The 20,340-nt window shown below is 72.7% G+C and carries 15 protein-coding genes; 11 read left to right on the top strand and 4 right to left on the bottom strand.

What is annotated here, in order from left to right:
- The first annotated feature begins 62 nt into the window (after positions 1-62).
- Positions 63-962 (top strand): SCO6745 family protein, encoded by a 900-nt coding sequence (locus IG69_RS0111820; protein ID WP_030528377.1) that lies wholly within the window; start codon positions 63-65, stop codon positions 960-962.
- Positions 963-981: 19 nt separating this feature from the next.
- On the opposite strand, the gene uvrA is transcribed toward IG69_RS0111820, so the two are convergent.
- Entirely contained in the window at positions 982-4,008 is a 3,027-nt protein-coding gene (uvrA, locus tag IG69_RS0111815) for an excinuclease ABC subunit UvrA (protein WP_036829879.1), read from the bottom strand.
- Between the two features lie 83 nt (positions 4,009-4,091).
- On the opposite strand from uvrA, the gene IG69_RS0111810 reads away from it, so the two are divergent.
- Genes IG69_RS0111810 through IG69_RS0111795 form a run of 4 tightly spaced genes read left to right on the top strand, consistent with a single transcriptional unit; the run spans position 4,092 to position 8,148 of the window.
- Complete coding sequence (locus IG69_RS0111810; RefSeq protein ID WP_030528375.1) at positions 4,092-5,885, top strand: glycoside hydrolase family 15 protein; 1,794 nt, start codon at positions 4,092-4,094, stop codon at positions 5,883-5,885.
- A 10-nt stretch (positions 5,886-5,895) separates the two neighbouring features.
- Positions 5,896-6,591, top strand: coding sequence for a maleylpyruvate isomerase family mycothiol-dependent enzyme (locus tag IG69_RS0111805; RefSeq protein ID WP_051750484.1), 696 nt, complete (start codon positions 5,896-5,898; stop codon positions 6,589-6,591).
- Between the two features lie 2 nt (positions 6,592-6,593).
- Entirely contained in the window at positions 6,594-7,256 is a 663-nt protein-coding gene (locus IG69_RS0111800; RefSeq protein WP_030528373.1) for an MBL fold metallo-hydrolase, read from the top strand.
- 16 nt (positions 7,257-7,272) lie between these two features.
- Positions 7,273-8,148, top strand: a complete 876-nt coding sequence (locus tag IG69_RS0111795; RefSeq protein ID WP_030528372.1) for an EamA family transporter — start codon at positions 7,273-7,275, stop codon at positions 8,146-8,148.
- A gap of 21 nt (positions 8,149-8,169) precedes the next feature.
- Here the strand turns inward: IG69_RS0111795 and IG69_RS0111790 are convergent, their stop codons facing one another.
- Positions 8,170-9,189, bottom strand: a complete 1,020-nt coding sequence (locus IG69_RS0111790; RefSeq protein WP_051750483.1) for a TerC family protein — start codon at positions 9,187-9,189, stop codon at positions 8,170-8,172.
- A gap of 66 nt (positions 9,190-9,255) precedes the next feature.
- On the opposite strand from IG69_RS0111790, the gene IG69_RS0111785 reads away from it, so the two are divergent.
- The 3 genes from IG69_RS0111785 (at position 9,256) to IG69_RS0111775 (ending at position 13,686) form a co-directional block, all read left to right on the top strand.
- Positions 9,256-11,913, top strand: coding sequence for a phosphoenolpyruvate carboxylase (locus IG69_RS0111785; RefSeq protein WP_051750482.1), 2,658 nt, complete (start codon positions 9,256-9,258; stop codon positions 11,911-11,913).
- A gap of 117 nt (positions 11,914-12,030) precedes the next feature.
- Positions 12,031-13,488: an HNH endonuclease signature motif containing protein gene (locus tag IG69_RS0111780; RefSeq protein WP_030528369.1), complete on the top strand. Its 1,458-nt coding sequence runs from the start codon at positions 12,031-12,033 to the stop codon at positions 13,486-13,488.
- Between the two features lie 9 nt (positions 13,489-13,497).
- Positions 13,498-13,686, top strand: coding sequence for a hypothetical protein (locus tag IG69_RS0111775; RefSeq protein ID WP_030528368.1), 189 nt, complete (start codon positions 13,498-13,500; stop codon positions 13,684-13,686).
- A gap of 12 nt (positions 13,687-13,698) precedes the next feature.
- Here IG69_RS0111775 and IG69_RS0111770 read toward each other — a convergent pair whose 3' ends face one another.
- The gene (locus IG69_RS0111770; RefSeq protein WP_157577532.1) at positions 13,699-14,106 is read right to left on the bottom strand and encodes a hypothetical protein; all 408 of its coding nucleotides are present in this window, start codon (positions 14,104-14,106) and stop codon (positions 13,699-13,701) included.
- A 172-nt stretch (positions 14,107-14,278) separates the two neighbouring features.
- Between IG69_RS0111770 and IG69_RS0111765 the strand changes: the two genes are divergently transcribed.
- The gene (locus IG69_RS0111765; RefSeq protein WP_030528366.1) at positions 14,279-15,304 is read left to right on the top strand and encodes an aldo/keto reductase; all 1,026 of its coding nucleotides are present in this window, start codon (positions 14,279-14,281) and stop codon (positions 15,302-15,304) included.
- A 14-nt stretch (positions 15,305-15,318) separates the two neighbouring features.
- Here IG69_RS0111765 and uvrB read toward each other — a convergent pair whose 3' ends face one another.
- Entirely contained in the window at positions 15,319-17,433 is a 2,115-nt protein-coding gene (uvrB, locus tag IG69_RS0111760) for an excinuclease ABC subunit UvrB (RefSeq protein WP_030528365.1), read from the bottom strand.
- 90 nt (positions 17,434-17,523) lie between these two features.
- On the opposite strand from uvrB, the gene IG69_RS0111755 reads away from it, so the two are divergent.
- Positions 17,524-18,840 (top strand): ROK family transcriptional regulator, encoded by a 1,317-nt coding sequence (locus IG69_RS0111755; protein WP_030528364.1) that lies wholly within the window; start codon positions 17,524-17,526, stop codon positions 18,838-18,840.
- A gap of 140 nt (positions 18,841-18,980) precedes the next feature.
- Positions 18,981-20,339 carry an extracellular solute-binding protein gene (locus IG69_RS0111750; protein ID WP_030528363.1) on the top strand — a complete coding sequence of 453 codons (1,359 nt, stop codon included), beginning with the start codon at positions 18,981-18,983 and terminating at the stop codon, positions 20,337-20,339.
- Position 20,340 lies beyond the last annotated feature (1 nt).

Here is a 20,340-nt window from a genome sequence, read left to right as displayed (position 1 = left end):
CTCCACGTCGCGCGGCCCGTTCCCGTTGCTCACCCGCCGCACGGCCCGCCTAGGGTGGGTCGATGACGACCTTCCGGCACGACGCGGCCGCGCGCGCGGTGGCTCGCCTGGCCTACCGCACCCTCGAGCCCTACCACCTCGCCGCGTACTTCGGCCCGCACGTGCACGCCGCCCGCGAGGAGCTCGGTGTCGGGTGGCTGGGGGCCTACACCGGGATGCGTGCCGCCCCGCTCGGCGCGGTCCCGGGCCAGGTGGTCGCGGCGACCTTCTTCGGCTTCCGGCCGGAGGCGGTGGCCAAGGCCTGGGGCCTGGCGCTCGGGCGGCACACCCCGAGCGGGCTCGACGAGGTGCGCACCCGCTGCCTCGACGACGGGCTGCGCTCCGCGCTGGGAGCGGACGTCGGCTCCCCCGCCGTGGCCGAGCTCGTCGGACGGCTGCGTCCGGTCCTCGACCGGCTGGACCACGGTGGTCGGCCGCTGGCGGCCGCCTATGCGGCGCAGGAGTGGCCGGCGTCCCCGCACCTGGCCCTCTGGCACGCGACCGCCCTGTGGCGCGAGTGGCGCGGCGACGGGCACGTCGCGGCCCTGACCTCGGCGGGGCTGCGCCCGCTCGAGTCGCTCGTCCTCTACGACGCCTGGCTGCGCGCCACGAGCCCGGAGCGCGCGAGCCGCGGTCGTGCCTTCCTCCAGCCCACCCGGAGGTGGACCGACGAGGAGTGGGCCGGGGCCGAGGAGTCGCTGGGCACGTCGGGCCTGCTGACACCGGCCCGGGACGGTGGGGCGCCGACGCTGACCGAGGCCGGGCGGCGGCTGCGAGACCACCTCGAGGACGCCACCGACGACGCCTCGGCCGCGGCGTGGGCGGATGTCGACGACGCCGAGCAGCTGCTGACGACGGCCCGTGCCGTGGTGAAGAAGGTCATCGACGCCGGCTGGCTGCCCGGCACCCCCGGCCGCGCCTGAGCGCGGTCCGGGGGCCGGGTCAGCCGGCCTTGCGGGAGGTGGTCCTGCGGGTCGGCTCCCGACGGGCGGTCGAGCCCTTGGCCGCGGTCTTCTTCGCCGGCGCCTTGGTGGCCGGGGCCTTCGTCGCCGCCGTCTTCTTCGACGCAGCCCGCTTGGCCGGGGCGGCCGTCGTGCGCGCGGTCTTCGCGAGGACCGGCGCGAGGAAGCGCCCGGTGTGCGACTCCTCGAGCGCCGCGACCTCCTCGGGCGTGCCCTCGGCGATGACCCGCCCGCCGCCGCTGCCGCCCTCGGGGCCGAGGTCGACGAGCCAGTCGGCCGACTTGATGACGTCGAGGTTGTGCTCGATGACGATGACGGTGTTGCCCTTGTCGACGAGGCCCTGGAGCACTTTGAGGAGCTTGCGGATGTCCTCGAAGTGCAGGCCGGTCGTCGGCTCGTCGAGCACGTACACGGTCCGCCCGGTCGAGCGCTTCTGCAGCTCGGAGGCGAGCTTGACGCGCTGTGCCTCACCGCCGGACAGGGTCGGCGCGGGCTGGCCGAGCCGGACGTAGCCGAGGCCGACGTCGTTGAGCGTGCGCATGTGCCGCGCGATCGCGGGGACCGCGGCGAAGAACTCGGCGGCCTCCTCGATCGGCATGTCGAGGACGTCGGCGATCGACTTGCCCTTGTAGTGGACCTCGAGCGTCTCGCGGTTGTACCGCGCGCCGTGGCAGACCTCGCACGGCACGTAGACATCGGGGAGGAAGTTCATCTCGATCTTGATCGTGCCGTCGCCGGAGCACGCGTCGCAGCGGCCGCCCTTGACGTTGAACGAGAACCGCCCCGGCTGGTAGCCGCGGACCTTGGCCTCCTCGGTCGTCGCGAAGAGCTTGCGGACGTGGTCGAACACACCGGTGTACGTCGCCGGGTTCGAGCGCGGGGTGCGCCCGATCGGGCTCTGGTCGACGTGGACGACCTTGTCGAGGTGGTCGAGGCCGGTCACAGACTTGTGCCGGCCCGGGACGTGGCGGGCGCCGTTGAGCTTGTTCGCCATGACGTTGTAGAGGATGTCGTTGACGAGCGTGCTCTTGCCCGAGCCCGAGACCCCGGTGACCGCGACGAGGTTGCCGAGCGGGAAGCCGACGGTGACGTTGTCGAGGTTGTGCTCGGTCGCCCCGACGACGACGACCTCCCGGCCGCGCTCCTGCGGGCGACGGACGGCCGGGGTCGGGATCTCGCGACGGCCGGAGAGGTACTTGCCGGTGATGGAGTCGGGGTGGGTCAGCAGGTCGGCGACGGTGCCGGAGTGCACCACCTCGCCCCCGTGCTCGCCCGCGCCCGGGCCGATGTCGACGACCCAGTCGGCCGTCGCGATCGTGTCCTCGTCGTGCTCGACGACGATGAGCGTGTTGCCGAGGTCGCGCAGCCGGGTCAGCGTCTCGATGAGGCGGTGGTTGTCGCGCTGGTGCAGACCGATGCTCGGCTCGTCGAGGACGTAGAGGACCCCGACGAGGCCGGACCCGATCTGGGTCGCGAGCCGGATGCGCTGCGCCTCACCGCCGGACAGGGTGCCGGCCGGCCGGTCCAGGCTCAGGTACTCCAGGCCCACGTCGAGGAGGAACCCCAGCCGGGCGTCGATCTCCTTGATGACGCGCGCCGCGATCTGCCGCTCGCGCTCGGTGAACTCGACCGTCGAGAAGAACTGCGCGGCGTCGCCGATGGCCAGGCGGGAGACGTCGGCGATCGAGCGGCCGCCGATGAGGACGGCGAGCGACTCGGGCTTGAGCCGCGCGCCCTTGCACACGGGGCAGGGCACCTCGCGCATGTAGCCCTCGTAGCGCTCACGGCTCCAGTCGGAGTCGGTCTCGGAGTGGCGCCGCCGGACGAACGGGATGGCGCCCTCGAAGCCGGTGGAGTACGAGCGCTCGCGCCCGAAGCGGTTGCGGTAGCGGACGTGGACCTTGTGGTTGCGCCCGGTGAGCAACGCGTCGCGGACCTTCTTCGGCAGCTCGCGCCACGGCGTGTCCATGGAGAACTTCATCTCGTCGGCGAGGGCCGACATGACGCGCTGGAAGTAGTCGGCGGCGCCCGACGCGGTGGCCCACGGGGCGATGGCGCCCTGGGCGAGGGTCAGGTCGTCGTCGGGGACGATGAGGTCGGGGTCGACCTCGAGCTCGGTGCCGATGCCGCTGCACTCGGGGCAGGCGCCGAACGGGCTGTTGAACGAGAACGAGCGCGGCTCGACCTCGTCCATCGACAGCGGGTGGTCGTTCGGGCAGGCCATCTTCTCGGAGTAGCGGCGCTCGCGCTCCGGGTGCCCCTCCTCGAGGTCGACGAAGTCGACGACGAGGACCCCGCCGGCCAGCCCGAGGGCGGTCTCGACGGAGTCGGTGAGCCGGCGCTTGGCCGAGGTGTCGTCACCCTTGGCGACGAGGCGGTCGACGACGACGTCGATCGTGTGCTTGACCTGCTTCTCGAGCTTCGGCGGGTCGGTGAGGGTGACGACCTCGCCGTCGACGCGGGCCCGGGAGAAACCCTTGGCCTGGAGCTCGGCGAAGAGGTCGACGTACTCGCCCTTGCGGGCGCGGACGACCGGCGCGAGCAGCTGGAAGCGGGTGCGCTCGGGCAGCTCGAGGAGCCGGTCGACGATCTGCTGCGGGCTCTGCCGGGTGATCGGCTCGCCGCAGACCGGGCAGTGCGGGCGGCCGGCGCGGGCGAAGAGGAGACGGAGGTAGTCGTAGACCTCGGTGATGGTGCCGACGGTGGAGCGGGGGTTGCGGTTGGTCGACTTCTGGTCGATCGACACCGCGGGCGAGAGGCCCTCGATGAAGTCGACGTCGGGCTTGTCCATCTGCCCGAGGAACTGCCGGGCGTACGCCGAGAGCGACTCGACGTAGCGCCGCTGGCCCTCGGCGAAGATGGTGTCGAAGGCCAGCGAGGACTTGCCCGACCCCGAGAGGCCGGTGAAGACGACGAGAGCGTCCCGGGGGAGCTCGATGCTGACGTCCTTGAGGTTGTGCTCGCGGGCGCCGCGGACGACGAGGTGGTCATGACTCACATTCGCCATGCTAGGTGTCGGGTCCGACAGCCCCCTCATCAGCGGTGACGGCATCCGGGGTTCGTCCAGACCCGGCGTCTAGGGTCGACGAGGTGAGCACCCCCATCGCCGAGTACGCCCTCCTCGGGGACACCGAGGGCGCGGCCCTCGTCAGCCGGCACGGAGCCGTCGACTGGCTCTGCCTCCCCCGCTTCGACTCCCCCGCCTGTTTCGCGGCCCTCCTCGGGACCGACGACCACGGCCGCTGGTTCCTCGGGCCGGTCGACGAGGCGACGGCGACGCGCGCGTACCGCGAGAACAGCTTCGTCCTCGACACCGTCCACGAGACCGCGACGGGGCGGGTGCGTGTGACCGACCTCATGCCGTTCGGCGACGGTCGCGCCGACCTCGTGCGCATCGTCGAAGGCCTCGAGGGCGAGGTGGCGATGCTCCACGAGTGGGTCGTGCGGACGGGGTACGGGAAGGTCCTGCCCTGGGTGTCGCGGACCGAGGACTGCGACGGCGTCACGGTCATCCGCGCCGTCGCGGGGCCGGACATGCTCGTGCTGCGCGGCGACCGGCTGCCCGAGCCCACCGACCACCACCACCGCGACGAGTTCACGGTCCGCGCGGGCGAGCGCTACGAGTTCGCGATGACCTGGGTGCCGTCGTGGTGCGAGGTCCCCGGCGCGCTCGACGTGCCGAGCCGCGTCGACGACACCGTGCGGCGGTTCGACGACTGGGCCGCCCGGCACACCCACGACGGGCCCTACCGCGACGCGGTCACCCGCTCGCTGCTCGTCCTGCGCCTGCTCACCGACGAGCTGCGCGGAGGCATCGTCGCCGCGCCGACGACGAGCCTGCCCGAGGACGTCGGCGGCGAGCGCAACTGGGACTACCGGTATTGCTGGCTGCGCGACGCCTCGCTCACCCTCGAGGCGCTGCTCGCCTGTGGCTACGTCGACGAGACGCGGCTGTGGCGCGACTGGCTCGTGCGGGCGGTCGCCGGCGACCCGGCCGACCTCCAGATCATGTACGCCGTCGACGGCAGCCGCGAGCTGCCCGAGCGCACGCTCGACCACCTGCCCGGCTACGAGGGCTCGCGCCCGGTGCGGGTCGGCAACGCGGCGGTCGACCAGCGCCAGAGCGACGTCCTCGGCGAGGTGATGATCTCGCTCGACGAGGCCCGGCGCCTCGGCGTCAGCGAGTCGCACGAGTCGTGGGCCGTCCAGAAGGCCCTCGTCGACGACCTCGCGGACCACTGGGACCAGAGCGACAACGGTCTCTGGGAGATCCGGGGCGAGCCGCAGCACTTCACGCACTCGCGGGTCATGGTCTGGGCCGCCTTCGACCGGGCCGTCCGGGCGGTCGAGGAGGACGGCCACGAGGGCGACGTCGAGCGCTGGCGCGCCCTGCGGGACCGCGTCCACGCGGAGGTCCTCGACCAGGGCTTCGACGCCGAGCGCGGCACCTTCGTCCAGCACTACGGCACCCGCGAGGTCGACGCGGCGCTGCTGCTCATCCCGACCGTCGGCTTCCTGCCGGCCGACGACGAGCGCGTGCTGGGCACCGTCCGGGCCGTCGAGGAGGACCTGCTGCGCGACGGCTTCGTCCTGCGCTACCGCACCGAGAGCGGGGTCGACGGGCTGAGCGGCGACGAGAACCCGTTCCTCGCCTGCTCGTTCTGGCTCGCCGAGGCCTACGCCCGGTGCGGCCGCGTCGACGACGCGCACACCCTGATGGACCGGCTCCTCGGGATCCGCAACGACCTCGGCCTGCTCTCGGAGGAGTACGACCCGTCGACCGACCGGCTCGTCGGCAACTTCCCGCAGGCGTTCTCGCACCTCGCGCTCGTCCGCGCGGCCATCGCGATCGCGGAGGCCGACGCGCAGGCCGGGCGGCGGTAGCGTCGGCGGCATGACCGGCACCCGGATCGACCCCGCCCAGTACGTCGACGCGCACACCGCCCGGCTCGTCGCCACCACGCGGGCCCTGCCCGACGCCGCCGGCCCGACGCTCTGCGAAGGATGGACCCGCGGGCACGTCGTCACCCACGTCGCGCGCAACGCCGACGGGCTCGCCCGGCTCGTGCGCTCGGCCGTCGACGGCACCCGCGAGACGATGTACGCGAGCCGGGACCAGCGCAACGCCGACATCGACGAGGGCGCCGGCCGCACCCCCGCCGAGCTCGCCGACGACCTCGAGCGCACCGCCGCCGAGTACGCCGCCGAGGCGCCGCGCCTGGGCCCCGAGCACGCCGGGCAGGCCCTCGAGCGCACCCCCGGCGACGTGCGCGGCACCGCGGCCGACATCCCGATGATGCGGCTGCGCGAGGTGACGTGGCACCACGTCGACCTCGACGCCGGCTTCGGGTTCGCCGACCTCGAGCCCGAGCTCCTGCTGGCCTTCCTCGACGAGGAGGCCGAGCGCCTGCGCACCCTCGACGACGCCCCGGACGTGACGCTGCGCTCGGACGAGGGCGAGGAGTGGACCGTCGGCCTGGGCACGACCTCGGTGACCGGCAGCCGCGCCGCGCTCCTCGGGTGGCTCGCCCGCGGCCTCACCGACGGTGTCTCCGCCGACCCCCTGCCCCGACTCCCGGACGGACGATGACGATGGCCTACACCGGCGACGTGACCCCCGGCGGCCCGAGCGACGTGCGCGAGCTCGGCCCCGCGACCCTGCGCAAGATGTCGGTCTCGGACATGCACAACAACGTCTACCTCCTCACCTGCACGGCCACCGGCGCACAGCTGATGGTCGACGCCGCGGACGACCCCGACCGCTGCCTCGCGCTCGTCGCCGAGGGCACCGGGCGCCTCGACCACCTCGTGACGACGCACCAGCACTGGGACCACGTCCGGGCGCTGCCGGACGTGGCCCGCGCCACCGGCGCCCGCACCTACGCCGGCGAGGAGGACGCGGACGCGCTGCCGCTGGCGCCGGACGTCCGTCTGCGACAGGGCGACACGCTGCGGGTCGGTGAGCTCGTGCTCGACGTGGTGCACCTGCGCGGCCACACGCCCGGCTCGGTCGCGCTCGCGTGGCGGGCGCCCGACGGGGTGACGCACCTCTTCACCGGCGACACCCTCTTCCCCGGCGGCGTCGGCAACACGAAGAACGAGGGCCAGGACTTCGACGCCCTCTACGGCGACGTCACCGAGCGCATCTTCGGCGTGTACGACGACCAGACGTGGTTCTACCCGGGGCACGGCGGCGACTCGACGCTCGGGGCGGAGCGGCCGCACCTGGACGAGTGGCGCGAGCGCGGATGGTGATGGCTAGCCTGCAGCGGTGACGACCGCCGCCGACCGGGTTCCCGCTCCCCTGCTCGTCCTCGCGGGGGTCGTGTCCGTCCAGTTCGGCGGGGCGCTGGCGCAGACCCTCGTGCCGGTCATCGGTGCGGGCGGTTCGGTCGTCATGCGGCTGCTGTTCGCGACCGCGCTGCTGCTGGCCTTCGTCCGGCCCCGCTGGCACGGTCACACCCGGCGCGCCTGGGCCACCGTCGCGGCCTTCGGCGTCGCGCTCGGCCTCATGAACTACACCTTCTACCAGTCGCTGGCGCACCTGCCGATCGGCGTCGCGGTGACCATCGAGTTCATCGGGCCGCTCACGCTGGCGGCCGTGCTGTCGCGGCGTGTCGTCGACGCCCTCGGGGTGCTCGCGGCCGCGGCGGGCGTCGTCCTCATCTCGGAGGCGCGCGAGGTGCCGTTCGCCGAGCTGGAGTGGACGGGCATCCTGCTCGCCCTGGCCGCCGGCGGCTTCTGGGCGGCGTACATCGTCCTGTCCGGTCGCACCGGCGCGGCCTTCCCGAAGCTCGAGGGCCTCGCGCTGGCGATGGTCGTCGCCACCCTCGTCACGCTGCCGCTCGGTGTCACCAGCGTCCCGTCGTGGACCGGCGAGGCGCTGCTCAAGGGCCTGGGCATCGCGGTGCTGTCGTCGGTGCTGCCCTACTCGCTCGAGCTGCTGGCGCTGCGCCGGCTGCGCGCGCAGGTGTTCGGCATCCTGCTGAGCCTCGAGCCGGCGGCCGCCGCGGTCGCCGGGCTGGTCGTGCTCGGCCAGCGGCTCGCGCCGAGCCAGCTCGTCGGAATGGCACTCGTCGTCAGCGCCTCGGCCCTCGTCCTCGGGCTCGGGGCGCGCAAGGACCCCGCCGAGGCGCAGGCCGCCTGAGACGCCGGACCGGGCCGGGGGTCAGTCCTCGACGAGCTCGGGGTGGCGCCGGGTGCGCCACAGGCTGAGCACGGTGGTGACGCCGAGGATGACGACGATCGCGCCGAGCGAGACGGAGATCGGGATCTCCGGCACCGGCACCTTCTCGCCGCCGTTGATGAACCCGAGCTCGTTCTCGTGCAGGGCGTGGAGGATGAGCTTGAGGCCGATGAAGGCGAGCAGCACCGCGAGGCCGTAGCTGAGGTAGATGAGCTTCTTGAGCAGGCCACCGATGAGGAAGTACAGCTGCCGCAGACCCATGAGGGCGAAGAGGTTGGCGACGAGGACGAGGTAGGGCTCGTCGGTGAGGCCGTAGATCGCGGGGATGGAGTCGAGCGCGAAGAGCAGGTCGGTCGTGCCCAGCGCGACGATGACGAAGAAGAGCGGCGTGGCGAGCCGGGCCCCGTTCTGCCGCGTGAAGAGCTTCGTGCCGTCGTAGTCCTCGCTGGCCGGGAAGCGCTTGGACACCAGGCGCATGAAGCGGTTCTGCTCGTACTCGTCGTCGTCGGTCTCGCCGCCGCTGGCCAGCTTCCACGCCGTGTAGACGAGGAACGCGCCGAAGATGTAGAACACCCAGCTGAAGTTGTTGATCGCGGCCGCGCCGACGGCGATGAAGATGCCGCGCAGGACGATCGCGATGACGATGCCGACCATGAGCGCGAATTGCTGGTACTTCTCCGGCACCCGGAAGCTCGCCATGATGAGGATGAAGATGAAGAGGTTGTCGACCGAGAGCGAGTACTCGGTCAGCCAGCCCGCGAAGAACTCACCCGCGAGCTGGCCCCCGGCGGTGAACCAGAGCCCGAGCCCGAAGAGGACCGCGGCGCCGACGTAGACGGCCAGCGCCGACACGAGCTCCTTGGTGGAGGGACGGTGCGGGCGGCGGGCGATGACCGCGATGTCGAAGGCGAGGACGGCGACGGCGACGCCGATCGTCACCCACCAGACCCAGGGGGCGAGGTCGAGATCGCTGGTGGCGGCGGGCAGCAGGGCGGGAAGCACCGCGCCAGCGTAACGGTGGGTGGACGCCCCGTTGCGCCACGTCCGCGCGCTCCTAGGCTGGCCGTCATGGCCAGCATGCTCGACGACCTCTCCCTGCTGACGAGCCTGCACCGGCAGGTGGTCGAGGAGTCCGGACGCGCGGACCTCCTCGAGCTGACCGACGCCCTCGAGCGGCGCTGCCGCGGCGAGGAGGACGGCGACCCGGCGGCGCTCGTGGCGGCCCTCGACCCGGAGACGACGTCCCGGCTGGCGCGCCTGCTGACGGTGCACCTGCACCTGACCAACCTCGCCGAGGAGCGGCACCGGGCCCGGTCCCTGCGCCGGGAGGACGGCGAGTACGGCGGCGGCAGCGACACCGGCGACATCGGGCCGGCCGTCGCCGCGGCGGGTCCGGACGCCCGGGCGCGCCTGGAGCGGATGCGCATCCACCCCGTGCTGACCGCCCACCCGACCGAGGCGCGCCGCCGGGCGGTGGCGTCGGCGCTGCGTCGCATCGCCGAGCACCTCGACACGCACGCCGACCCGGGCTCGGGCCCCGCGGAGCGGGCCCGCGCGCGGCGCAGGATGCTCGAGGACATCGACATCCTCCAGCGCACCTCGACGCTGCGCATCACCCGGCCGACGCCGGCCGACGAGGTGAAGACGGTGCTCACGGTCTTCCGGCAGTCACTCATCCACGCGGTGCCGCGCTTCCAGCGTGCGGTCGAGGCGGCCTTCGGTGGTGACGAGCGCCCCTCCGACACACCGCTGCCGCCCATCGTCCGGTTCGGGTCCTGGGTGGGGGGTGACCGCGACGGCAACCCTTTCGTCACCGCCGAGGTGACGCGCGAGACGGTGCGCGCCCACGCCGACCAGGCGCTCGAGATCCTCCACGACGCCGTCGACCGGGTCGCGCGGATGATCACGGTCGACGAGGAGTCGACGCCCCCGACGGCGGCGCTGCGCGACGCCCTCGCCAACGACGCCGCCGCCCACCCACGCCTGCTCGCCGAGGTGACCAAGGACTCCCCCAACGAGCCGCACCGCCAGAAGCTGCTCGTCGTCGCGGCCCGGCTGGCGGCGACCCGTGACGAGCGGGCCGGCGTCGCGTACGGCTCGCCCGAGGAGGCGCTGGCCGACCTCGCCCTCGTCCAGGACTCGCTCGTCGCGGCCGGTGACGCGCGCACGGCCCACGGCGAGCTGCAGGACGTCGTGTGGATGGTGCAGACGTTCGGGTTCCACCTCGCCGAGCTCGAGGTGCGGCAGCACTCGGCCGTCCACCGGGCGGCCCTCGTCGAGGCGCTCGGGCTCCTGCCGGACGACGCCCGGCCGGCCGACCCCGAGGTCGCGGCGACCGACCCCGCGCTGCTGGACCGGCTCGCGGTCGACGGCTGGCCCGAGCTCGTCGGGGCTCCCGGTGACCGGACCCGCGAGGTGCTCGACACCCTGCGCGTCATGGCCTGGCTGCAGCAGCGGTGGGGCCGGCGCAGCTGCGGCCGGTACGTCGTCTCGTTCAGCCAGTCCGCCGCCGACCTCGTCGCGGTGCGGGCGCTGGCCCGGCTCGCGGTGGGGGCGCGCCCGTTGGCGCTCGACGTCGTCCCCCTCTTCGAGACCGGCGCCGACCTCGACGCCGCCGACCACACGCTCGAGGAGTGGGTGGCCCTGCCGTCGACGGCGACGTGGCTCGAGGGCGTCGACCGGCAGGTCGAGGTGATGCTCGGCTACTCCGACTCGGCCAAGGACGTGGGTCCGGCGGCGGCCACCCTCGCGCTGCACCGCGCGCAGGTCGGGCTCGTCGCGTGGGCCCGGCGGCACGGGGTGGAGCTGACGCTCTTCCACGGTCGTGGTGGGTCCCTCGGCCGTGGGGGCGGTCCGCTGCACCGGGCCATCGCGGCGCAGCCGACGGGGTCGGTCGACGGGCGGTTCAAGGTGACCGAGCAGGGCGAGGTGATCTTCGCCCGGTACGCCGACGTCCGCATCGCCGAGCAGCACCTCGAGCGGGTCGCATCGGCCGTGCTGCTGACCGACGCGCCGGAGCACGTCGCCGCGCGCGACGAGGCGGCCGGGCGGTTCGACGCCGTGGGTTCTGCTGTGGCAGAAGCGAGCCGGACGGCGTTCCGCTCGCTGGTGGAGCAGCCGGGCTTTGCGGACTTCTTCGCGATGTCGAGCCCGCTCGACCTCCTGGCCGACCTGCGGCTCGGGTCACGTCCTTCGCGACGCAGCGGCTCGGAGTCGGGACGCAGTCTCGACGACCTGCGCGCCATCCCGTGGGTGTTCGCGTGGTCGATGACGCGGGTCAACCTGCCCGGCTGGTACGGGCTCGGCAGCGGGCTCGCCGCGCTCGGCGACCTCGACGAGGCCCGGCAGGCCTACCGCGAGTGGCCGGTGTTCGCGGCGCTCGTCGACGTCGCCGAGATGAGCCTGGCGAAGACCGACGACGACCTGGCGGCCGCGTTCCTCGCCCTCGGTGGACGGCCCGAGCTCGCGACCCAGGTGCTCGACGAGCTCGCACTTACCCGGCGGATGGTGCTCGAGCTGCTGGGGCAGGACGAGATGCTCGAGCGGAAGCCGCACCTGTACACCGCCGTCGGGCTGCGGCGGCCGTTCGTCGACATGCTCAGCCACCTGCTGCTGCGCGGGCTCGGCGAGCTGCGGGCGACCGGCGAGGACGAGGGGTCGCAGTGGCACCGGCCGCTCCTGCTGACCGTCAACGGGCTCGCGGCGGGGCTGCAGAACACCGGGTGAGGCTGGTGTCGGGAGGTACCGCCCGGCTCTCGGAAATGGCTGTCCTTCAGCCACTTTCGTCGTCCACAGAGGTCCGTCTACCCTTGCCCGTCGAACACGTGTTCGGTACACTGAGGCATGGACACCGAGACCCTCTCCCGCCGCGTCGCGGGGCTGCGCGAGGAGTGTGCGCGACTGGGTCGTGAGCTGGTCGAGCAGGGTCACGGACTGTCGTCGGAGGAGGCGTTCGCGCTGGCGGGGGCGGCGCAGGGGATGGCGAACGCTGCGGACGCGGTGGTCGCTGTGGCGGGGGCGTGGGGCGCCAGGGTGGAGACGACGGTGCGCTCGGGCTCGTGGGAGCGGGTGCATCCGGTGGGGTTCGTCGACGCGATGGCGTCGACGCGGATGAGTTTGGCGACGGGGCTGACCGAGGGGGTCGCGGGTCGGAAGGCGGCGTTGGGCGCCGCGCTGGGTGAGCGGTTCCCGCGGGTGCGTGACCTGCTGATCGAGGGTGCGGTCGCCACAGCGAACGTGCAGAAGGTCGTCGACGCCTGCGCGGGGCTGGACGTGGAGGCGTGTGTGCGGGTCGATGCGGATCTGGCGCCGCGGCTGGCGGCGATGGACCCGGCCCGGGTCGCGGGTGAGGCCCGCCGGGTCGCGACGCGGGTGGCGGCCGACCAGGTCGCGGCTCACGTGGCGTTGCGGAAGCGGGGTCGGTGTGTGGAGGTCCGTCCCGGGGAGGACGGGCTGACGGACTGGTTCGCCTCGTTGCCGACGGCGACGTCGAGCGCGATGTGGGCGGCGGTGGAGGAGCTGGCCGGTGACTACCGGCAGGTCGACGAGGCGCTGTCGGTGCCGGAGTCACGGGCGGACGCGCTGGCCGACCTGGTGCTGCGCAACGTCAAGGTCTCGGCGCAGGTCACCCTCGGGGTGCCCGTGGTGACCGACCGTCCCGCACCGGAGCAGGCGTCGGGGACGTGGTTCCGGGTGGAGTGCGACGACGACGAGACGCTCATCGACTCCACGACGGGTGAGGTCGTCCGGTACGGCGACCTCGACCCGGACTCGCGCGAGGAGCTGTCGTGGTTGGAGGAGCCGGCCGAGCTCGACGGGGATCTCAGCGTGTCGCAGGCGGTCGTGTCGCCCGGGTACGCGGTGTCGGGGACTCAGCTGCCGGGTCTGGGTTGGGTCGACCCCGCCACCCTGGCCAACCTGCTCAAGGTCCTGCCGTTCGAGGTCGCCCGCGCCGTGCTCGAGGCCGACACCGGGACCCTGGCCTCCCTCACCACCGGCGCGTACAAGCCACCGAAAGCGATCAGCGAGTTCGTCAAGACGAGGGACGGGACGTGCCGGATGTGGGGCTGCACCCGCCCGGCCGTGCACTGCGACCTCGACCACGTCAAGCCCTGGCCCGTCGGTGCGACCACCCCGACCGGGCTCGAAGACCTCTGCCGACGGCACCACCGCTTCAAGCAACAAGGCCGCTGGCGACCCACGCTCGCCCCGGACGGCACCGTCACCTGGCACGGCCCCGACGGCGCCACCCGCACCACCGGACCCCAGCACCGCCTCCCGAACCCGCTCGACCACCCCTAGGGTGCCCGCATGGGGTTCTCGTTCTCGGCCGCTGCGGCCGCTGTCGGCCTGTGCGCCGTGCTCGTCGGGTTCTGCTCCGGTGTCGGGGGGATGTCGTGGGACGAGTCGCTGCTCGCCTCCGGCCTCGTCCTGCTCGTCGTCGCCGGTGTCGTGCGGTGGTACAGCGGCCTCTCGACCGAGGTCCCGCCGGAGCGCTGACCGGCGGCGCGGTCAGCGCCGACAGGCGCGCGCGAAGTCCGGGTGCACCCGCGTCACGACGAGGACGCCCTCCGGGGACAACCGGACACCGACGCTCAGGCGCCACTCGGTGACGACGACCGCGGCGACGCCGAGGACCGACAGCCACATGAGGAAGCCCGCCCACCCGACCCCGGCCGACGCGCCCACGAGCGCCATGACCGGACCGGAGGCGACGAGGACCCAGCCGGCGCGGCGCCGGCCGCGGTAGCGCTGCGTCAGCTCGCGTCGCCATGGCAGCTCCACCTCGTACCGCCGCCCGGACATCGACGTGGCGAAGAGCCACGGGAGGGTCCCGAAGAGGACCATCGCGCCGGTCCACCCCGGCGCCGCGCTGCCGGCCAGCCGCACCGAGTCCTCCGTCGGGACACCCGACTTCACGCACACCGGAGGGAAGTCCCGTCGGACGCGACCGGGCTCACCGATCTCCACCACAGCCACCCCCGGAGGTTAGGGCCTCGGCGGGGGCTCCGTCGCCGGAACCGGGCGAACACGCGAGTCGGTCGGCATCGCGGGCCCGTCCCGCGGCGGACCCCGGTCTAGGGTCGAACGCATGCGCTACCGACGACTCGGCAACAGTGGAACTGCGGTCTCCGAGCTCTGCCTCGGCACGATGACCTTCGGGACGGAGACGGACGAGGCCGGCTCGCACGAGCAGCTCGACGTCTTCCTCGAGGAGGGCGGCACGCTCGTCGACACCGCGAACGTGTACTCCGGCGGGGTGTCCGAGGAGATCATCGGCCGCTGGCTCAAGGACCGCCCGACGGACGTCACCGACCGAGTCGTCCTCGCGACCAAGGGCCGCTTCGCCCTCGAGGAGGGCCCCAACAGCAGCGGCCTCTCGGCCCGGCACCTGACCCGAGCCCTCGACGCCTCCCTCGACCGGCTCGGCGTCGACTCGGTCGACCTCTACCAGGTGCACGCCTCCGACGAGCACACGCCGATGGAGGAGACCCTGCGCACCCTCGACGGGTTCGTGCAGGCGGGCAAGATCCGCTACTACGGCCTCTCCAACTTCACCGGTTGGGAGCTGACCAAGCTCGTCCACACCGCGCGCGCCCTCGGGGTGCGCCCGCCGGTGACCCTCCAGCCGCAGTACAGCCTCATCGTCCGCGAGATCGAGTGGGAGATCGTCCCCGCCGTGCTCGACGCCGGGATGGGACTGCTCCCCTGGAGCCCGCTCGGCGGCGGCTGGCTGTCGGGCAAGTACACCCGCGACCAGCGACCCACCGGCGACACCCGCCTCGGCGACGACCCGAACCGCGGGATGGAGGCCTACGACCGCCGCGGCACCGACCGCACGTGGCGGATCATCGAGGCCGTCGAGCAGGTCGCCCAGGCGCGCGGTGTCTCGATGGCCGAGGTCGCCCTCTCGTGGGTGACCAACCGCCCGGCCGTCACCTCGACGATCCTCGGCGCACGCACCACCGAGCAGCTGCGGGCCAACCTCCGCTCCGTCGACGTCGAGCTGACGCCCGAGGAGAACGCGGCGCTCGACACGGCGAGCGACCTCGGGGCGACCGACTACCCCTACGGCGAGATGGGCGTGCAGCAGCGCAGCCGCGACCTCGCCGGCTGAGCCGGTCGCCCGGGCTAGCGCGTCGCCTCGCTCATCTGCCGCAGCTCCTTCTTGAGGTCGCCGATCTCGTCGCGCAGCCGCGCCGCGAGCTCGAAGTGCAGGTCGCCGGCGGCCTGGTGCATCTGCGTCGAGAGCTCCTGGATGAGGCCGGCCAGCTCGCTCGCCGGCAGGTCCTTGCCGCGCTGCGTGCCCATCGCGGCGTCCGCGTCGGCCGCCACCGCGCCGCGGCCACGACCACCGTCGGCCTTGCCGCGCGATCGCGCCCGCCCGGAGCCGAGGAGCTCCTGGGTGTCGGCGTCCTCGCGCTGGAGCATGTCGGTGATGTCGGCGATCCGCTTGCGCAGCGGCTGCGGGTCGACCCCGTGCGCGAGGTTGTAGGCGACCTGCTTCTCGCGCCGGCGCGTCGTCTCCTCGACGGCGTCGCGCATCGAGGGCGTGACCTTGTCGGCGTACATGTGCACCTGGCCCGACACGTTGCGCGCCGCGCGGCCGATCGTCTGGATGAGGCTGCGGGTCGAGCGGAGGAAGCCCTCCTTGTCGGCGTCGAGGATCGCGACGAGCGACACCTCCGGCAGGTCGAGACCCTCGCGCAGGAGGTTGATGCCGACGAGGACGTCGTACTCCCCCATCCGCAGCTCGCGCAGCAGCTCGACGCGGCGGAGCGTGTCGATGTCACTGTGCAGGTACCGGACTCGCACTCCCTTGTCGAGGAGGTAGTCGGTGAGGTCCTCGGCCATCTTCTTCGTGAGGGTCGTGACGAGGACGCGCTCGTTCTTCTCGGTGCGCAGCCGGATCTCGTGGAGCAGGTCGTCGATCTGGCCCTTGGTCGGCTTCATGATCACCTCGGGGTCGACCAGCCCGGTCGGGCGGATGACCTGCTCGACGAAGCCGTCGCTCTTGGCCAGCTCGTAGTCGCCCGGGGTCGCCGACAGGTAGACGGTCTGGCCGATCCGCTCGAGAAACTCCTCCCACTTCAGCGGCCGGTTGTCCATCGCCGACGGCAGGCGGAAGCCGTGGTCGACGAGGGTGCGCTTGCGCGAGGCGTCGCCCTCGTACATCGCGCCGATCTGCGGGACGGTCTGGTGCGACTCGTCGATGACGAGGAGGAAGTCCTCCGGGAAGTAGTCGAGGAGGCAGTTGGGCGCCGAGCCCGGCGAGCGGCCGTCGATGTGCATCGAGTAGTTCTCGATCCCCGAGCACGACCCGATCTGGCGCATCATCTCGATGTCGTACGTCGTGCGCATCCGCAGCCGCTGCGCCTCGAGCAGCTTGCCCTGGCGCTCGAAGTTCGCCAGCTGGTCCTCGAGCTCGCGCTCGATGCCCGCGATCGCCCGCTCCATCCGGTCCGGGCCGGCGACGTAGTGCGAGGCGGGGAAGACGTACATCTCCTGCTCCTCGCGCACGACCTCGCCGGTCAGCGGGTTGAGCGTGTAGAGCGCCTCGACCTCGTCGCCGAAGAACTCGATGCGGACGGCGTGCTCCTCGTAGACCGGGATGATCTCGACGGTGTCGCCACGGACCCGGAAGGTGCCGCGGGTGAAGGCGAGGTCGTTGCGGGTGTACTGCATGTGGACGAACTTGCGCAGGAGGTCGTCGCGGTTGACCTCGTCGCCGACGCGCAGCGGGACCATCCGGTCGACGTACTCCTGCGGCGTGCCGAGGCCGTAGATGCACGAGACGGACGCGACGACGATGACGTCGCGCCGGGTCAGCAGGCTGTTCGTGGCGCTGTGCCGCAGCCGCTCGACCTCCTCGTTGATCGAGGAGTCCTTCTCGATGTAGGTGTCGCTCTGCGGGACGTACGCCTCGGGCTGGTAGTAGTCGTAGTAGCTGACGAAGTACTCGACGGCGTTGTGCGGCAACAGTTCTCGGAACTCGTTGGCCAGCTGCGCGGCGAGCGTCTTGTTCGGCGCCATGACCAGCGTCGGGCGCTGCACCTGCTCGACGAGCCACGCGGTGGTGGCCGACTTGCCGGTGCCGGTGGCGCCGAGGAGGACGACGTCCTGCTCGCCGGCCTTGATGCGGCGGGCGAGCTCCTCGATGGCCTTCGGCTGGTCGCCGGCGGGCGAGAACTCGGAGACGACCTCGAACGGCGCGACGCGGCGCTGGAGCTCGGTGGTGGGGCGCATGCATCCACGGTAGGCCCCGGCACCGACAGGGGCCGCGGCCGCGTGCGCGTGGACGGGATCGCTGCCCAGCCCGGGCGCCCACGTGCGACGATGACGGGCGTGCCCGCGCCCCCGACCATCCGCCGGGGCTCCAACCTGCCCCGCGTCGGGGGCTACAACCAGGTCGTCGTCCTCGAGGCGATCCGCCACCACCCGGAGGGCCTGAGCCGGGTCGAGCTGGCCTCCGCGACGGGCCTCTCCCCCCAGGCCGTCTCGAACATCTGCCGCCGCCTCCTCGACGACGACCTCGTCGTCGAGGCCGGCCGCCGGGCCTCGGGTCCCGGCAAGCCGCGCACCCTGCTGCGCCTCCAGCCCTCGGGCCGCTACGCCGTCGGCGTCCACCTCGACCCGGCCGTCGTCAGCCACGTCCTCCTCGACCTCACCGGGCAGCCGGTCGCCCGCTCCGCCCGCGCGCTGCGGCCGGGCGCCGACCCGGACGAGGTACTGCGCGACGTCGTCGAGGACGTCGACCGTCTCGTCGCGGACTCGGGCATCGACCCGGGGCGGCTGGTCGGGCTCGGCGTCGCCGCCCCCGGCCCGCTCGACCGCGCGGCCGGCACGCTCGTGCGCCCCCCGAACCTCCCCGGCTGGGAGCGGGTCGGGGTGCGTGACACCCTCGCCGACGCGACCGGGCTGCCGGTGCTGCTCGACAAGGACGTCGTCGCCGCCGCCGTCGGCGAGGTCTGGGCCGGCGGCCTCGGGCCCGGCGCGACAGCGGTCTTCCTCTACCTCGGCACCGGTGTCGGCGCCGGTCTCGTCGTCGGCGGCGAGGTGCTGCGCGGGGCCTCGGGCAACGCCGGCGAGGTCGGCCACCTCGGCACCGGCGCCACCGGCCCGTCCTGCTGGTGCGGCCTCGGCGGCTGCCTCGGCGAGGTCTGCGCGCCGGGCCAGGTCGTCCGGCGCGCGGTCCGCGAGGGCATCGGGCACTGGGACCTCGACCCCGCTGCGCCCGACCTCACGGACGCCGGCGGGCCCACCGTGCCCCCGCCGGCCGGCGACCCCCTCCACCCCGGCGCCTCGGTCCTCGTCGCCTTCGACGCCTTCTGCGACCTCGCCGACGCCGGGGACACCCGCGCCCTCGCCCTGCTCGAGGACTGGGCCCGGCACGTCGCCAAGTCGGTGACGGACCTCGTCGACGTCCTCGACGCCGACCATGTCGTCTTCGGCGGGCCGCTCTGGGCCCGGCTCTCCCCCACGTTCCTCACGCTCGTCCCCGCGCTCGTGCGTGACCGGGCCGTCGGTGCGGCCATCCACCCGATCGCGGTGCGCGGCACCGTCCTCGGCCCCGACGTCGCCGCGGTGGGCGCCGCGAGCACCGTCCTCGACCACGCCTTCAGCGCGCGCTCCTCCGCCCTGCTCGTCGACTGACACCCCCGACGGCCGGCGTCCACCTGTCGAGATCCCGTGTCCACGAACCCCGGATCCCCCTTGACGTCAGTTAGTCCATTTGATGTATAAACCTCGCAAGCCGGGTCAACGGTGACCCGCGAACGCGAAGGGACCCCCCGATGCAGCGCACCCGTCCTGCGGCCCTCGGTGCCGCCGCCCTCTCCCTCGGGATCGTCCTCGCCGGTTGCGGCTCGGGCTCCTCCTCCGGGTCCGGCGACACGAACACGATCACGGTCGCCTACCAGCGCACGGCACAGTTCACGCAGCTCGACGCCGTCCTCAAGAAGGCCGCCTCGGAGTACGAGGCCGCCAACCCCGGCAAGAAGGTCAAGCTCACCGCGATCGAGGCCGAGCAGGACCAGTACTTCACCAAGCTCGCCCTGATGAACCGCTCGCCCTCCACCGCCCCCGACGTCATCTACGAGGACAGCTTCCAGGTCCGCAGCGACGCCGCCGCCGGCTACCTCGCCCCCATCGACGAGCAGCTCGCCGGGTGGTCGGACTGGAGCCAGTTCGACGACGTCGCCAAGCAGGCCGGCCTCGGCGACGACAAGAAGACCTACGGCGTCTCGATGGGCACCGACACCCGTGCGCTGTTCTACAACAAGGACATCTTCGAGAAGGCCGGACTGCCGACCGACTGGCAGCCGAAGACCTGGGACGACGTCCTCAGCGCCGCCCGCACCATCAAGCAGAAGGCCCCGGGCGTCACGCCGATCAACGTCTACGCGGGCAAGGCCGCCGGCGAGGCCACCTCGATGCAGGGCTTCGAGATGCTGCTCTACGGCACCGACAGCACGCTGTACGACGACTCCAGCCAGAAGTGGGTCACCGGGTCGCAGGGCTTCAAGGACACGCTCGGCTTCTACCAGACCATCTTCGGCGAGAAGCTCGCCCCGGCCCTCGACGTCGCGCTCGACGCCACGGTCGGCTCGCGCGTCGCCACCGAGATGCTCCCCAAGGGCGAGCTGGCCATCGCGCTCGACGGCTCGTGGCTTCCCGGCCAGTGGATCGAGGGCGACAACGCCTGGAAGGGCTGGGAGGACACCATCGGCTTCGCCCCGATGCCGACCCAGAACGGCCAGGCCCCCGGCTCGGTGTCGATGTCCGGCGGCTGGCTGCTGTCGGTCGGCGCCAACGCGAAGGACAAGAACGCGGCGTTCGACTTCATCAAGGTCGCGCTCAACCGCGAGAACTCGCTCAAGTACGACACCGAGAACAGCCAGATCGCGGTCCGCAAGGACGTCGCCTCGGACGACGCGTACACCTCGTACAACCCGTCGTTCGAGTTCTTCTCCTCGCTCGTGCCGACGACGAACTTCCGGCCGGCGACCCCGGACTACTCGCAGATCTCCGGCAACATCCAGGTCGCGGCGGAGTCCGTCGCCACCGGGTCCGCGACGCCCGACGAGGCGGCGAAGACCTACGACGAGGGGCTGGTCGGCATCGTCGGCCAGGACAAGGTCCAGGGCGGCTGAG

The organism is Phycicoccus jejuensis, assembly GCF_000720925.1.
Lineage (GTDB): Bacteria > Actinomycetota > Actinomycetes > Actinomycetales > Dermatophilaceae > Phycicoccus > Phycicoccus jejuensis.
The sequence above is the reverse complement of the archived record's forward strand: the minus strand, read 5'-3'. Positions and strand labels throughout refer to the sequence as shown.